Genomic DNA, 13,934 nt, shown 5'->3' on the forward strand with positions numbered 1-13,934 from the left:
AGGCGGGGGACGGATGACCTCCAAGCAGGCGTGGGTGCTGGGGCTCGCGTCGCTGGCGTCGTTCATGATGGCGCTGGACAGCCTGGTCGTGACGACGGCGCTGAGCACGATCCGCAAGGACCTGGCGGCGTCGATCGAGTCGCTGGAGTGGACGGTCAACGCGTACAACCTGACGTTCGCGGTGCTGCTGCTGACCGGATCGGCGCTGGGCGACCGGTTCGGCCGCCGCCGCACGTTCGTCACCGGGCTGGCGGTGTTCACCGTCGCGTCGGTGGCCTGCGCGCTCTCCCCGGACATCGGCACCCTGATCGCGGCCCGGACGCTGCAGGGGGCCGGTGCGGCGATGGTGCTGCCGCTGTCGCTCACCCTGATCGGCGCGATCTTCCCGCCGGAACGGCGGGGCAGGGCCATGGGGCTGTACCTGGGCCTCACCGGCCTGGCGACGTTCGGCGGCCCGTTCATCGGCGGTCTCATCGCCGAAGGGCTGGCCTGGCAGTGGATCTTCTGGCTGAACCTGCCGGTCGGGGTGGTCGCGATCGCGCTCGTGCTGCGGCGCGTCGACGAGAGCACCGGCCCGAACGTCCGCTTCGACCTGCCGGGGGTCGTGCTGGTGACCCTGGGCGCGTTCGGCGTCGTCTGGGGCCTGGTCCGCGGGAACGCGGCGGGCTGGGGGAGCGCGGAGGTGGTGGGCGCGCTGGTGCTCGGGGTCGCGCTGGTGGCCGCCTTCGTGCTCTGGGAGCGGCGCGCGAAGGCGCCGATGCTGCCGATGCGCTTCTTCCGGGCCAGGGCGTTCGCCACGGCCAACCCGGCGAACTTCCTCGTGTTCGCCTCGCTGTACGGCACGCTGTTCTTCCTCGCGCAGTACTTCCAGACCGTCCTGGGGGAGGGGCCGCTCGGCGCGGGTCTGCGGCTGATGCCGTGGACCGCGACGCTGATGGTGTGCGCGCCGATCGCCGGCAGGCTGACCGACAGGGTGGGCGAGCGGAACCTCGTGGTCGGCGGGCTGCTGCTGCAGACCGTCGGCATGGGCTGGATCGCCCTGGTCGCCGACACCGACACCGGCTATCTCGAACTGCTGCCCGCGCTGGTCATCGGCGGGGCCGGGCTGACCATGGCCATGCCCGCGGCGCAGAAGGCGGTGGTCGGGGCGGTGAGCCCCCGGGAGATCGGCCAGGCGTCCGGCGCGTTCATGATGCTGCGGATCCTGGGCGGGGTGTTCGGCGTCGCGGTCACGGTCGCGGTCTTCGCGGGCACCGGGGGGTACGGGTCGGCCGGGGAGTTCAGCGCGGGCTTCACCGCGGCGATGATCACGGTCGCCGCGTATGCGTTCGCCGGCATGCTCATCGCCCTCGGCATGCCGGGGAGGCGAGCGCCCGTCCCGGCCGCACCGGCACGCGAGGAGAGCGGCGTCCCCCAGGCCGGATGAGACCTCGGACGGGACACCGGGGACGGCCCGCGGCCCCGCCGGTCAGCCGGTCGGGTGCGCCGGGGCGGCGGAGCTCTCGCGGATGACGAGGTCGGTGGAGAGCTCCACGCGGCGGGGCTCGGGGGTCTCGCCGCGGGAGATGCTCAGGGCCATGCGGGTGGCGAGGGAGGCCATCTCCTCCAGGGGCTGGCGCACCGTGGTCAGCGGAGGCCAGGCCGACCGGGACAGCGGCAGGTCGTCGAACCCGACGACGCTCAGGTCGTCGGGGACGCGCAGCCCGCGCTGCCTGGCCGCCTCGAACACCCCGAACGCCTGCAGGTCGCTCCCGGCGAAGATGGCGGTGGGCCGGTCGGACAGCGACAGCAGGGCGTGGCCGTGGTCGTGGCCGGAACCGACGAGGAAGTCACCGTGCAGGATCAGCGCCGGGTCCACCTGCACGCCCGCGGTCTCCAGCGCGGCCCGGTAGCCGTCGATGCGGGCCCGGCTGCACAGCACGTCGGGCGGGCCGCCGATCATGCCGATCCGCCGGTGGCCCAGCTCCAGGAGGTGCCGGGTGGCGTTCAGGCCGCCGTGCCAGTTGGTCGCGCCCACCGACGCCACGCCGGCGGCGGGCTCCCCCTCGGGGTCGACGACCACGAAGGGGATGGAACGGGCGTTGAGCTGGCCGTACTGCTGCGCCGAGAGGCGGGAGCCGACGATGATCACGCCGTCGGTGCGGCGGGCGGCCAGCCGGTCGAGCCAGTCGCGGCCCGGACCCGCGTGGGTGTGCAGGACGGAGATGACGATGCTGGCCTCGGCCTCGGCCGCCGCGCTCTCGGCCCCGCGGATGAGCTCCATCGCCCAGGGGCTCTCCAGCTCGGCGAAGATCAGATCGATCAGGCCGACCGGCCCGTCGGCGCCGCCCGTCCGCCGGATGTAGCCGTGTTCGTGCAGGAGCCGCTCGACCCGCCTGCGCGTCTCCGGCGCGACCTCGGGCCTGCCGTTGATCACTTTGGAGACGGTCGGCGCGGACACGCCGGCCTCCTCGGCGATGCGCGCTATCGTCACACGGGGCTTCCCTGCCATGTCCGGCAGCATATCCGAAATCTTTCGGAGTGTCGTTCAGCGCCGGAAGGCGTCCGTCCCGAACGGAGAACGCCTTCCGCGATCACCCCCGGGACGCTCTCTCGACCACCGTACGGAAAATTTTTCGTCATCGGCAGAAACGTTCACCGGCCGACGGGCCCGACGTCCGGGCCCTCCTCGACCTGGCCGGTCCCGCGCCCGATTCGCGTGCGCACCTTTGAGCTCGCCCCCGGGCGCCGGGCCCGGTACGCCGTCAGGTGGCGTGACGGACGCGGACGTTCCCGTCGTCGGAGCGGGCGACGAGGGACCGCTTCGCGTCCCGGCTCTCCGGGACCCGCGTCGTCGCCTGCCCGTTCCGGCTGGAGACCCGCACGCGGTAGGCGTCGGCGGTCTTCGGCAGCACGATGGTCACGGTCCCGCTGCCGGAGACCGCCTCGACCTCGGTGGGGGGCGTGTCGAAGCCCAGGTTGAGCTTCCCGTCGGAGGAACGCGCGGTGACCTTGGGCGACCGGATCGCCTCCAGGTCGACCTTCCCGCTGGTCGTGACCACGTCCAGCGGGCCGGAGATCGCGCGGGTGTGCACGTCGCCGTCGCCGGCCCTGACCTTCAGGGACTGGGCGAGCCGGACCGCGCTGACGTTCTGGTCGCTGTCGACCTCGACCGCCACGCCCGGCGGGACCATCACCGTGTGCCGGGACTCGCAGTTGTCGAGCACGATGCCGGAACAGGTGACGCCCACCTTGAGCCTGCCGCCCTCCATCGACCAGGAGGCGTTCCCCTCCTCGGCGGGGGTGCCCTTCAACGTCCGCCTCACCCGGACCGTCCCCGCGGTGCCGGGTTCCAGGCGCACGCGCGTCCCTCTGGCCTCGATGACCAGGGTGGAAGCGGAGTAGGGGAAGAGCCGGTCCTCGTCGCGGGCGTTCGAGGAGGCTTTCACGGCGCAGCCGGTGGTCGTCACGGCGAGCAGGCCGGCGGCCAGGAGGAAAGGGGTTCTACGCGTCATGCACCGATGATCGCCGGGCGGGCCGGGGGCACGTATCCGCCGTTCGGCCGACCTTCGCGCGGATCGGGCCCCACGCCTCGGCCGTTCGGCCGACTCCCCGACCGCTCCCGCCGAAGGCGCCAGGAGCGGGTCCTCGCCGAGGCGGTCGCACGGCCTCCTGCACGGCCCGTCAGGTGGCCGGTCCGTCGCCGGGGCCCGACCGGCGTCCGGACGGGCCGGGCCGGAGCCCGCGCAGCGACGTCACGAGCGTCCTGGTGACATCGGCGACGGCCGCGCCCGCCGCGCCGACCAGGGGCTCCCTCTCCTCCTCGGCGGTCGGGCCGGGATCGGGCTCGACGGGCGCGGACAGCCCGGCGCGGACGGCCTCGAGCTGTGCCGCGAACGCCAGCCCGAGGAACAGGGCCATCGAGCTGAGGAACGACCACAGCAGCAGCGCCATCACGGCGGTTAGCGGGCCGTAGGTGGCGCCGAAGGTGCCGCTGCTCTCGGTGTAGAGGGCCAGCAGCAGGGTGAAGACCGTCCACAGCACGAGCGAGACCAGGGCGCCGAACGCGAGCCAGGTGTGGCCCGGCTGCCTGCGGCGCGGCGCGGCCCGGAACAGCACCGAGCTGGACATCAGCGCGAGCAGGAAACCCAGCGGCCAGCGCACCAGGTTGAACGCGTCGATGGTCCCGTCGCCCCAGTCGTAGACCTGCGCCAGCGCCCTGCTGATGGCGCCGCCGCCGACCATCACTACGAAGCCGACGGTCATGAAGGCGCCCGCGGTCAGCGCCATCAGCAGGGCCCTGGCGTACTTGCGCAGGAACGGGCGGTCCCGCTCGACGCCGTAGATGCGGTTCGCCCCCCGCTCCACCTGGGCCATGGCGCTGGTCAGCGAGACCAGGGCGGTGACGAGCCCGAACCAGAGCGCCAGGGCGCCCCCGGTGCGGCCCGCCTGCCGGTGGCTGTCGGAGAGCACGTCCTGGACGGCCTCCACCCCCGCGCCCGGGGCGATCCTGCTCAGGACCAGCTCGAGCACCTTGCCCAGCTCCTCCTGGTTGATCACCGAGCTCAGCCCGACCATCGCGATGGCGCCGGGGATGATCGACAGGCAGATCTGGAAGGCGAGAGCCCTGGAGTTGGTCAGGCCCTCGCCGTACCTGAACCGGGCGAAGGAGTCGCGGACCAGGTGCCAGCGTCCGTACATGCGCAGGGCGGTCAGGGCGTGGTCGGCGGAGAGTTCCTCGCCGTTCATGGTCCGCGTCTGCGGGACCTTCGTCGCTGTTCCCATCTCGAACGGCTCGTTACCCGAAAAGTGATGCCACGAACGGATCCGCCTCTTGATGTGGCCAAGAACACTTGATAAAAGCCCGTATCTGGGTAAGGCAGACCCATGGCTGAATTCCTCACAGATATCAAGGAGATCCGGGCGCGTGCGCGCCAGGAGATCGACAAGGGTCCTATCACGTCCGCCTACGGCGCGGACCTGCCCCGGGTCATCCAGGTGTGCAACGAGGCGCTGGCGACCGAGCTGGTCTGCGTCCTGCGCTACAAGCGGCACTACTACACCGCCTCGGGCCTGCACGCCGGGCTGGTGGCGGCCGAGTTCCTGGAGCACGCGGCCGAGGAGCAGGAGCACGCCGACCGGCTGGCCCAGCGCATCGTCCAGCTCGGCGGGGAGCCCGACTTCAACCCCGACACGCTGACCGCCCGCTCGCACGCCCAGTACGACGACAGCCTCGACCTGATCGAGATGGTCAAGGAGGACCTGATCGCCGAACGGATCGCGATCGCCTCCTACACCGAGATCGTCAACTGGCTCGGCAACGACGACGTGACCACCCGGCGCGTCTTCGAGGACCTGCTGGCGCAGGAGGAGGAGCACGCCGACGACCTGAAGAGCCTGCTGGAGCGCCTTCCCGGCGCGCTGTCCTCCGAGGGCTGAGGTCGCGGTCCCGCAGGCCGGGATCGCGACGCCGCCGCGGGATCGGTGGCGTCGCGGGACCCGGCCGCACGGTGGCCGGAGACGGTGGCCGGAGACGGTGGCCGGAGACGGTGGCCGGATCGATCAACCGGCCGTGCAGGACACCTGGGACACCGGCGCGCCCGTCCCCGAGGCGATGAAACCGAAGGTCGCGGTGGCGCCCGGGGCCAGGGAACCGTTCCAGGCGACGTTCCGCGCCGAGACGTCGGTCCCGGACCGGGTCACCGTGGCGTTCCACGCCTGGCTGATCTGCCGGTCGGGGAAGGCCCAGCTCGCCGTCCAGCCGGTGATGGGCACCGGGCCGGTGTTGCTGACGGTCACCTCACCCTGGAAGCCGCCCGACCACTGCCCGATGGTCCGGTACACGGCCGAGCACGCGCGGGGCGTCGGCGTCGGCGTGACGGTGGGCGTGGCGGTCGGGGTCGGGGTCGGGGTGACGGTGGGGGCGGGACCGAGCAGCGCCGTCAGGGCGGGGAACCACCGGTCGGCCATCTTCTGGTCACCGGAGGCGTTGGGGTGCACCCCGTCGTAGGTGTCGGACGCGGTGCTGAAGCCCGTCCACTGGTCGACCACCACCACGGGGGAGGCGGCGGTGCTCTTGGACGCGGCCCAGCCGGGGATCGCGGCGTTGAGCGCGGTGACCCGCTGCGCGCACTCGCCGCACGTGCTCGGGTTCATCGGGATGATCTGGGCGACCAGCACCTTCATGCCGGGGTTCTGGGCCCGCATCTGGTCCACCAGCTTGCCGTAGGCGGCCAGGATCGTGGCGGTCGGGCGGTTGCTCCAGACGTCGTTGGTGCCGAAGTGCATCAGCACGATGTCGGGACGGGTCGCCGAGAGCCAGCCGGGAAGCTGGTTCTGGTCGGCCACGTTGGTGACCAGCGCCCCGCCGTGACCCTCGTTCTCCCCGTCGTGGGCGACGCCGCAGCCCTGCGACGGCAGCGTGCCGACGAAGTCCAGGCCGGTGTGCCCGGCGTTCACCAGCCGGTTCCAGAGCGTGGCCCGCCAGCAGCCCGGTGAACCGGTGATGGAGTCCCCGAGCGCCATGATCCTGACGGTCGCCGCGCCCGCGGGCCCGGCGGTGCTCGCCAGCACGAACCCCAGCGCCGCCACCGCGGTCGTCACGGCCGTGATGACCGCCAGAATCGCGTTCCCCCCGCGTGTCGTCCTTCGCATCTCCCGCTCCCGCCTCGATGGAGGGCCGATGCTAGGTGGCCTCGGCGGGGACGGGAAGCAGGCCGCCCCGGGGACCGGGCCGACCTGCGGCGCGATCACCGCCGGAGGTGTAACTTTCAACGACCGGCGCCCCCGCTCGTCCCGCGTCCCCCTCTCCGGGCCGGCGTCGCCGTCGTCGTCCCCCGGCCGGTCCCCCCTCCCCGCGGCCGGTCCGCGACGGGAGCGATCGATCCTCCCGGCCGGTCGGCGGAGTAGGTTCTCGTCACGACCCGACGTCCAGGAACCCGGGGCGCCCGCCGCCACCGGGAGCCCGCAGGACGGCCCGCTCCCGGAACCGACGAGGACCCCTCCCCATGGCAGAGACGGTGAACCCCGCCCGATGGCACGCCCGGCTCGGCGAGCTGATCGCCGAGTACGAGGTCCCCGGCGCGAGCCTGGCCTTCCTGCACGAGGGGGAGGTCCACGAGTTCGCCGCGGGCGTGCTCAACGTGGCCACCGGAGTGGAGGCGACCACCGACTCGCTCTTCCAGATCGGCTCCATCACCAAGGTGTGGACCACCACCCAGATCATGCTCCTCGTCGAACGCGGTGAGCTGACCCTGGACACGCCCGTCTCCCGGGTCCTGCCGGAGTTCCGGGTCGCCGACCCGGAGGCGACCGCGACGGTCACGATCAGGCACCTGCTCTCGCACACCTCCGGCATCGACGGGGACCTGTTCCTCGACACCGGTCGCGGCGACGACTGCGTCGAGAGGTACGTGGCGGCCTGCGCGGGCCTGGCGCAGAACCACCCGGTGGGCGTCACCCAGTCCTACTGCAACTCCGGCTTCGTCATCGCCGGCCGCGTCGTCGAGCGCCTCACCGGCACGGTGTGGGACACCGCGCTGCGCGAGCAGATCATCGAACCGCTCGGCCTGACCCACACCTGGACCCTGCCCGAGGACGTGCTGCGCTTCCGCGCCGCCATGGGCCACCTGGACGGCGCGCCCGCCCCGGCCTGGGGACTGATGCGCTCCTGCGGCCCGGCCGGCCTGATCTGCGCGCGTCCCGCCGACGTCGTCGCCTTCGCCCGCGCCCACCTGGGCACCGGCCTGCTCGCCGACCCCCGGGCCATGTGGGAACCGCAGGTGGACATCCCCAACCCGTACACGCTGGGCCGGCAGTGGGGGCTCGGCTGGGTGCTGGACGAGTGGCAGGGCCGGCGGGTCCTGTCCCACGGCGGCAACACCATCGGCCAGGGCGCCATGCTCTGGACGGTCCCCGAGGAGGAGACCGTGGCGTGCGTGCTGGCCAACGGCGGTCACTCCGCCGCCTTCCGGCAGGCCGTGGCCGCCGAGCTCTTCGGCGAGCTGCTCGGCCTGACGGTGCCGCCCGTGCCGGGACCGCCCGCCGAGCCGTTCGCGGCCGACGTGGAGCGCCACGCCGGCGTCTACGAACGGACGGGCATGCGGATGACGCTGACGGCCCGCGACGGCGGGCTCCTCCTGCGCGGGGAGGTCACCGGGGGCCTCGCCGGGCTGCGCCCGCCCATGGAGCTCGACCTGATCCCGGTGGACGGCACCACCTTCGTCGGCCGCCCCGAGGGCGACCCCCAGTGGCAGTCGGTCGTCTTCTACGAGCTCGCCGACGGCACCCCCTACATGCACATGGGCGTACGCGCCACGCCCAGGGTCGCCTGAGCCGCCGGCCTGAACCCGGCCGGTCTCACCCGGGCGGACCTCAGAGGGTGATCCACTCGGTGGAGACGGTGACCCGGTCGAGGACGGCGGGGATCGGCTCGACACCGATGCCGGGACCGGTGGGCACGTCCAGGTGGCCCTCGCGCAGCTCGAACGGCTCGGTGAGGTCGGTGGTGAAGTAGCGGCGCGAGGCCGAGGTGTCGCCGGGCAGCGTGAAGCCGGGCAGCGCCGCCAGGGCCACGTTGGCGGCCCGGCCGATGCCGGTCTCCAGCATGCCGCCGCACCAGACGGCGATCCCGTGGGCCCGGCACAGGTCGTGGATGCGCCGGGCCTCCAGGTATCCGCCGACCCGGCCCGGTTTGACGTTGACCACCGAACAGGCGTCCAGGGAGATCGCGGCGGCGGCGTGCGCGGCCGACTCGATGGACTCGTCCAGGCAGATCGCGGTGGTGATCTTCCGGGCCAGCCGCGCGTGCTGGACGATGTCGTCGTGGGCCAGGGGCTGCTCGATGAGCAGCAGGCCGAACTCGTCCAGCCGGGCCAGGTGCGCGGCGTCGCCGAGGGTGTAGGCGGCGTTGGCGTCCACCTGCAGCGGCACGTCGCCGCCGAAGCGCTCGCGCACGGCACGGACCGGGGCCACGTCCCAGCCGGGCTGGATCTTGAGCTTGATCCGCAGGTAGCCCTCGTCGAGGTAACCGGCGACGGTGTCCAGGAGCTCGGGGATCGAGTCCATGATGCCGACCGAGACCCCGGCCGGGACCCGGTCGGCGGTGGCGCCCAGGAAGGAGGCCATGGACCGGCCCGCGGCGCGCAGCTCGGCGTCGAGCACGGCGCTCTCCAGGGCGGCCTTGGCCATCCGGTGTCCCTTGAAGGGCTCCAGCGCGCGGCCCACGCCCTGGGCGTCGACCCGGGCGGGCAGCGCCGGGACGAGGAAGCGGCGCAGCACGTCGGCGGCGGCGTCGACGTACTCGGGGGAGTAGAGCGGATCGGACATGGCCACGCACTCGCCCCAGCCCTCGGCCTCCGGCGTGACGACCCGCAGCAGCAGCACGTCGCGTTCGGTCTCGGTGCCGAACGAGGTGCGGAACGGCGCGACCAGCGGCATCGCGACCCGCCTGAGCTCGATTCCGGTGATTCTCATGGTCTGCGGCCCGCGCCGCGTCTCCCTTCGGTGCCGTCGCCGTCCGGGCGACACGATAGGACGTAGCAGGACCTGTCATGAAAGCCGGTCACCCGGGCGCCCTCGGCCAGCAGGCCGCCGAGCACGTCGCGCACGGCGCGGCGCCAGGACGCGGCGGCGCCGGGGTCGCCGCGGCGCAGCGCCTCCACGTCCCCGGGCACCGTGACCAGCACCGTCGCGGCGTCGGTCCGGCCCGCGACCGGGTGGCCGTCCCGCTCGCCCAGCCCGACCACCGCGTCCGCCGGGACCCGCGGCAGATGCGGCCGTCCACCGGCGGCGGCCAGGACGTGCGGCTCGGTCAGCCGCCAGACCGCGAGCACCCGGTCGGACTCGTCCCCGGCGTTGATCGCGTCGTCCATGACGCCGTAGAAGGACGGCAGGTACTCCTCGGGCAGGGCGCCGAGCTTGACCAGGTTGAAGTGGGCGTTGCGGCGCACCAGCGGGTCGTAGGTCCAGGTGATCCGGTCCAGGCCGCGCTCCAGCGCCCAGGCGCGCTGGTGCAGCTTGAGGGCCAGGCCGATCCCGCGCCCGGTCGTGGCGCCGGTGACGTGGGAGTGCAGCACCTGCCCGGCCGGGGCGGCGAGGAAGCCGACCGACGCGCCGGCCAGCCGGCCGTCCAGATAGGCACCGGCCACGTAGTTGCCCGCGTGCGACAGTGCCCGCATCATCTCCACGCTGACGGGCGCGGCGCCGGGGTCGGGACGCCAGATGGCGTCGAACAGCCCGAAGGCGTCCTCGAACTCCTCGATCGAGTGGAGCTCACGCAGCGTCAGGCCACCGGGGCCGCCGGAGGGGGCGGGAGAACCGGGGAAGCCCGTGCCGCCGGAGAGGGGGGGAAGGCCGGAGGAGCCCGTGCCGCCGGAGATGTCGGAAGTGCCGGGGGTGACGGGGGTGGCGGGGGTGGCGTTCACCGGAGCACCGCCCCGACCAGCCCGGCCAGCAGCCTCGCCCGTACGGGCATCTCGGCCACGATCACGTGCTCGTCGTCGGCGTGGGCGCCGCCGCCGACCGCGCCCAGCCCGTCGAGGGTGGGGCACCCCGCCCCGGCGGTGAAGTTGCCGTCGGAGGCCCCGCCCACGCCGGTACCGGAGAGCGGGGCGAGCCCGGCCCCGGCGGCGATCCGCCGGGCGAGGTCGAACAGCCCGGCCGAGGAGGCGTGCTCCATCGGGGGACGGTTCGGGCCTCCCAGGACCTCCAGCCGGGTGCCGGGGACGTGCGGGCGGAGCGCCCTCATCAGCTCGTCCACCCGTCGCTGCGCGTCCAGGGTCGGCACGCGGGCGTCCACCGCGAACCGGGCCAGCGCGGGCACGGTGTTGGTCGTGGTCCCGCCCGACAGCAGGGTGGGCGTCACGGTCACCGGTCCCAGGCCGCCCGCCGTCCCCGGCTCCGGGCCGGTCGTTCTCCCCGGCTCCGGGCCCTCCTCCGTCCCCGGCTCCGGGCCGGTCGTCCTGCCAGGCTCCGGGCCGTCCGCCGTCCCCGGCGAGGCGCCGTTCACCCGGCCGGCGATCCCGGCGACGGCGAGGATCTGGTGGGCGAGCTCGACGCCCGCGTTCGCGCCCTTCTCCGGATCGAGCCCGGCGTGCGCGCCCCGGCCGTGCACCACGACCTCGTACATCGACGTGCCCTTACGCGCGATCTTGAGCGCGCCGCCGTCGGCGCTGCCCTCCAGCACGAACGTGGCCGCGCAGGCGCGCGCCGACTCCTCGACCAGCGCGCGCGAGGACGGCGACCCGACCTCCTCGTCCCCGGTCACCAGCACGCACACCCCCTCCAGGGACGGCAGCGAGGCCAGCGCGTGGAACATCTGGACCAGCCCGGCCTTCATGTCGAACACGCCCGGCCCCCGGGCGATCCCGCCGGTGACCGACCAGGGGTGGGTCCGCAGGGTGCCGACCGGCCAGACCGTGTCGTGGTGACCCAGCAGCAGCACCCTGGGCGTGCCGAACGTCCACCGCAGGTGGGTGACCCCGTCGATCACGATCGTCTCGGGCCGTGCGCCGAGGCGGCCGTGTCCCTGCCCGGCGACGACCCCGGCACTGGCGGCCACCGCCCCGTGGTCGGCGGAGAAGGACTCGCACAGGACGAGCTCCCGCAGGTCCTCCAGCATGCCGTCCGGGTCCGGTAGGTCCGGCGGGATCGGCGGGTCCGACGGGGCGGGGCGACGGGAACGGTGCGGGCGGGGCTCAACGGACACGTGCCAGTCCTCCGGTTCGGCGCTCCCCACGACCGTACGACAGGCCGGGGCGGCGTACCCCGTCGGATCCCCCGCGGGGCGGGCGGGGCCCCGGCGCCCGTCCGGGCGGCGCGCTGCCCGCAGGCCGGCGGGGTGCCGGGACGGAGGCCGCCGGAGGCCGGTCCCGGGTCGCGCGATCCGCCCGCAGCCCCGTGCCCGCCGGGGCCGCGGGGACGCCGGGCGCCGCCGGGCGATTATGAAGGAAAGTTACAAGCTTTGTCGTCAGAGTGGAGATAATTGACGAAGCCGCCCGGTCGAACGTAGGGTCCGAGACAACACCCCCACCCCCCTCGCCATGCCTCTGACCTCGACGAAGACCCCACGGAGCGGTTCATGAAGCGAACAGCAGCGGCCGCGGCCTCCCTGTGCCTCGCCGCCGTCACCGCCGCGTGCGGCGGCGGTGCCGGGGACGCCCCGGGAGCCGCCGGGGGCGCCGGAAACCCCGCCGGTGCGGTCTTCACCACGATCGACGCGCTCAAGCCGGGCATCGACGCGAACGCGCCGATCAACCCGTACAACCCCAAGGGCAACGCGTTCCGCGGGTACAACGCCGAGTGGCTCGGGTGGACCAAGAACCACCTGACCGATCCGAACCTGTTCTACCCGGGGGTCGCGCGGAGCTGGCAGATCGCCCCCGACCAGTCCTCGATCACGTTGCACCTCCAGCCGGACGGCCGCTGGTCCGACGGCAGGCCGATCACCGCCGAGGACGTGAGGTTCTCCATCGGGGTGGCCTACACCCAGGGCGGCACCGCCTACGCCCTCGACCCCTCCGCGGCCGGCACCGCCTCCGACATCACGATCCTGGACGAGCGGACGATCAAGATCACCCAGGCGGCCGCGAACCCGAGCGCCACGTTCGTCCGCAGCGTGATGGAGACCGTCATCGTCCCGAAGCACGTCTGGTCCTCCGTGCTGCCCGCCGACTTCTGGCAGCGGCTCAAGGTCGCCCAGAGCGACGCCCCCGGGGCCGGGGCGGCGCGGGCCGGGATCACCGCCCTCGCCGAGAAGGTCATCACCTTCGCCCCGCCCCGGGACGTCTCGGCCGGGCCGTTCGTCCTCAAGCGCGTCAACCCGGGCGAGGCCCTGCTGGTCAAGAACCCGTACTTCCACAACGCCGCCGCCGTGGCCGCCGACCAGGTGCGCATCCTCAACTACACCGGCAACGAGCAGGTCTGGAACTACCTCGTCGCGGGCAGGCTGGACCACGCGCCCTTCACCGCCGTCCCGGCCGGGGTGATGCGCAGGATCGCCCGCACGCCCGGCAACGTCGTGGTCAGGGGATACTCGCCGGTCAGCGAGGCGCTGGCGTTCAACCAGTCCAGGAAGCCCTACGACAACGTGCACGTCCGCCGCGCGCTGGCCCACCTGATCGACCGCGCCCAGGTCACCAAGGTCGCCTCCCCCGAGGGCGGCACCGCCTCGGTCACCACCTCCGGCCTGCACCAGCGGGCCGCGCAGGCCTGGCTGGGCGACGGCGGCGACGGGGGCGACGGGGTCGGCGGGGTCGGCGGTGGCGGCGTGGGCGCCCTGGAGCCCTACCGGCACGACCCGGCCAGGGCCGAGGCCGAGCTGCGGGCCGCGGGCATGCGCAAGACCGAGGGCAGGTGGACGCTGCCGGACGGCTCCCCGTGGAAGATGACCATCAACGTGCCCGCGTCCTTCTCCGACTGGCTGGCCGGGGCCAAGGCCGTCACCAGCCAGCTCAACGACGCCGGCATCGACGCCGAGGTCGTCACCACCGCCGACTACCCCCTCTATCTGGAGGAGATGGCGGCCGGCAAGTACGACGTGGGCTTCTGGCTGGTGGCGCTCGGCCCCGCGCCGTACAACATCTTCCAGCGCCTGTACGGCGCCCAGAACGGCTGGAAGCTCTTCGGCGGCAGGCTCCGCCACGTCCCCGCGGGCACCGAGGGCAACTGGATGGGCGGCGCCGAGACCGTCGAGGTCGCGGGCGAGGGCAGGATCGACCCCGGCGCGCTGGCCGTCAGGCTGAACTCCGCGCCCGAGGCCGAGCAGCGCAGGATCGTCTCGATCCTGGCCAGGGCCGCCAACCAGGACCTGCCGGTGATCCAGCTGTGGGACTACGTCAACACGCAGGTGGTCAACACCACGCGGTTCGGCGGCTTCCCCGGCGACGAGAGCGACGCGCTGCGCCTCACCTCGGGGGTCTGGCTCCAACTCGGCATGATCAAGAGGAAGTAGCCGC

General features: G+C 73.4%; 11 protein-coding genes. 4 read left to right on the forward strand and 7 right to left on the reverse strand.

Translation table 11 applies throughout. The features are described 5' to 3' along the window. Nucleotides 1–13: 13 nt before the first annotated feature. Nucleotides 14–1,426, forward strand: a complete 1,413-nt coding sequence (locus ACZ6RT_RS18755) for a DHA2 family efflux MFS transporter permease subunit (RefSeq protein ID WP_470154966.1) — start codon at nt 14–16, stop codon at nt 1,424–1,426. Between the two features lie 42 nt (nt 1,427–1,468). On the opposite strand, the gene ACZ6RT_RS18760 is transcribed toward ACZ6RT_RS18755, so the two are convergent. From ACZ6RT_RS18760 to ACZ6RT_RS18770, 3 genes are all read right to left on the reverse strand, one after another. Continuing rightward, nucleotides 1,469–2,491 (reverse strand): LacI family DNA-binding transcriptional regulator, encoded by a 1,023-nt coding sequence (locus tag ACZ6RT_RS18760; protein WP_399195629.1) that lies wholly within the window; start codon nt 2,489–2,491, stop codon nt 1,469–1,471. 253 nt (nt 2,492–2,744) lie between these two features. Continuing rightward, a complete protein-coding gene (locus ACZ6RT_RS18765) occupies nt 2,745–3,494 on the reverse strand; it encodes a DUF4097 family beta strand repeat-containing protein (RefSeq protein WP_470154968.1) in 750 nt (249 codons plus the stop codon). A 169-nt stretch (nt 3,495–3,663) separates the two neighbouring features. Next, nucleotides 3,664–4,764, reverse strand: a complete 1,101-nt coding sequence (locus ACZ6RT_RS18770; protein ID WP_399195625.1) for a YihY/virulence factor BrkB family protein — start codon at nt 4,762–4,764, stop codon at nt 3,664–3,666. A 102-nt stretch (nt 4,765–4,866) separates the two neighbouring features. Between ACZ6RT_RS18770 and ACZ6RT_RS18775 the strand changes: the two genes are divergently transcribed. After that, nucleotides 4,867–5,418, forward strand: coding sequence for a bacterioferritin (locus ACZ6RT_RS18775; RefSeq protein WP_399195623.1), 552 nt, complete (start codon nt 4,867–4,869; stop codon nt 5,416–5,418). A gap of 123 nt (nt 5,419–5,541) precedes the next feature. Here the strand turns inward: ACZ6RT_RS18775 and ACZ6RT_RS18780 are convergent, their stop codons facing one another. Beyond that, the gene (locus ACZ6RT_RS18780) at nt 5,542–6,633 is read right to left on the reverse strand and encodes a cellulose binding domain-containing protein (protein WP_470154969.1); all 1,092 of its coding nucleotides are present in this window, start codon (nt 6,631–6,633) and stop codon (nt 5,542–5,544) included. Between the two features lie 353 nt (nt 6,634–6,986). Between ACZ6RT_RS18780 and ACZ6RT_RS18785 the strand changes: the two genes are divergently transcribed. Continuing rightward, nucleotides 6,987–8,312: a serine hydrolase domain-containing protein gene (locus ACZ6RT_RS18785; protein WP_470154970.1), complete on the forward strand. Its 1,326-nt coding sequence runs from the start codon at nt 6,987–6,989 to the stop codon at nt 8,310–8,312. A 40-nt stretch (nt 8,313–8,352) separates the two neighbouring features. On the opposite strand, the gene menC is transcribed toward ACZ6RT_RS18785, so the two are convergent. Genes menC through ACZ6RT_RS18800 form a run of 3 tightly spaced genes read right to left on the reverse strand, consistent with a single transcriptional unit; the run spans nt 8,353 to nt 11,686 of the window. Beyond that, complete coding sequence (gene menC / locus ACZ6RT_RS18790; RefSeq protein ID WP_399195617.1) at nt 8,353–9,453, reverse strand: o-succinylbenzoate synthase; 1,101 nt, start codon at nt 9,451–9,453, stop codon at nt 8,353–8,355. Then, entirely contained in the window at nt 9,450–10,403 is a 954-nt protein-coding gene (locus ACZ6RT_RS18795; protein WP_470154971.1) for a GNAT family N-acetyltransferase, read from the reverse strand. Before ACZ6RT_RS18795 ends, menC begins: the two co-directional genes overlap by 4 nt. Then, complete coding sequence (locus tag ACZ6RT_RS18800) at nt 10,400–11,686, reverse strand: M20/M25/M40 family metallo-hydrolase (RefSeq protein ID WP_470154972.1); 1,287 nt, start codon at nt 11,684–11,686, stop codon at nt 10,400–10,402. Before ACZ6RT_RS18800 ends, ACZ6RT_RS18795 begins: the two co-directional genes overlap by 4 nt. A gap of 372 nt (nt 11,687–12,058) precedes the next feature. On the opposite strand from ACZ6RT_RS18800, the gene ACZ6RT_RS18805 reads away from it, so the two are divergent. Next, on the forward strand, nt 12,059–13,930 hold the full coding sequence (locus tag ACZ6RT_RS18805) for an ABC transporter substrate-binding protein (protein ID WP_470154973.1): 1,872 nt from the start codon (nt 12,059–12,061) through the stop codon (nt 13,928–13,930). The last annotated feature ends 4 nt before the right edge of the window (nt 13,931–13,934 follow it).

It is taken from the genome of Streptosporangium sp. NPDC050148 (genome assembly GCF_055586505.1).

Excerpts from the sequence above, each read along its gene's own strand:
- ACZ6RT_RS18755 (WP_470154966.1), top strand. The coding sequence starts at position 14 with ATGACCTCCAAGCAGGCGTGGGTGCTGGGGCTCGCGTCGCTGGCGTCG.
- ACZ6RT_RS18760 (WP_399195629.1), bottom strand. The coding sequence starts at position 2,491 with ATGGCAGGGAAGCCCCGTGTGACGATAGCGCGCATCGCCGAGGAGGCC.
- ACZ6RT_RS18765 (WP_470154968.1), bottom strand. The coding sequence starts at position 3,494 with ATGACGCGTAGAACCCCTTTCCTCCTGGCCGCCGGCCTGCTCGCCGTG.
- ACZ6RT_RS18770 (WP_399195625.1), bottom strand. The coding sequence starts at position 4,764 with ATGGGAACAGCGACGAAGGTCCCGCAGACGCGGACCATGAACGGCGAG.
- ACZ6RT_RS18775 (WP_399195623.1), top strand. The coding sequence starts at position 4,867 with ATGGCTGAATTCCTCACAGATATCAAGGAGATCCGGGCGCGTGCGCGC.
- ACZ6RT_RS18780 (WP_470154969.1), bottom strand. The coding sequence starts at position 6,633 with ATGCGAAGGACGACACGCGGGGGGAACGCGATTCTGGCGGTCATCACG.
- ACZ6RT_RS18785 (WP_470154970.1), top strand. The coding sequence starts at position 6,987 with ATGGCAGAGACGGTGAACCCCGCCCGATGGCACGCCCGGCTCGGCGAG.
- menC (WP_399195617.1), bottom strand. The coding sequence starts at position 9,453 with ATGAGAATCACCGGAATCGAGCTCAGGCGGGTCGCGATGCCGCTGGTC.
- ACZ6RT_RS18805 (WP_470154973.1), top strand. The coding sequence starts at position 12,059 with ATGAAGCGAACAGCAGCGGCCGCGGCCTCCCTGTGCCTCGCCGCCGTC.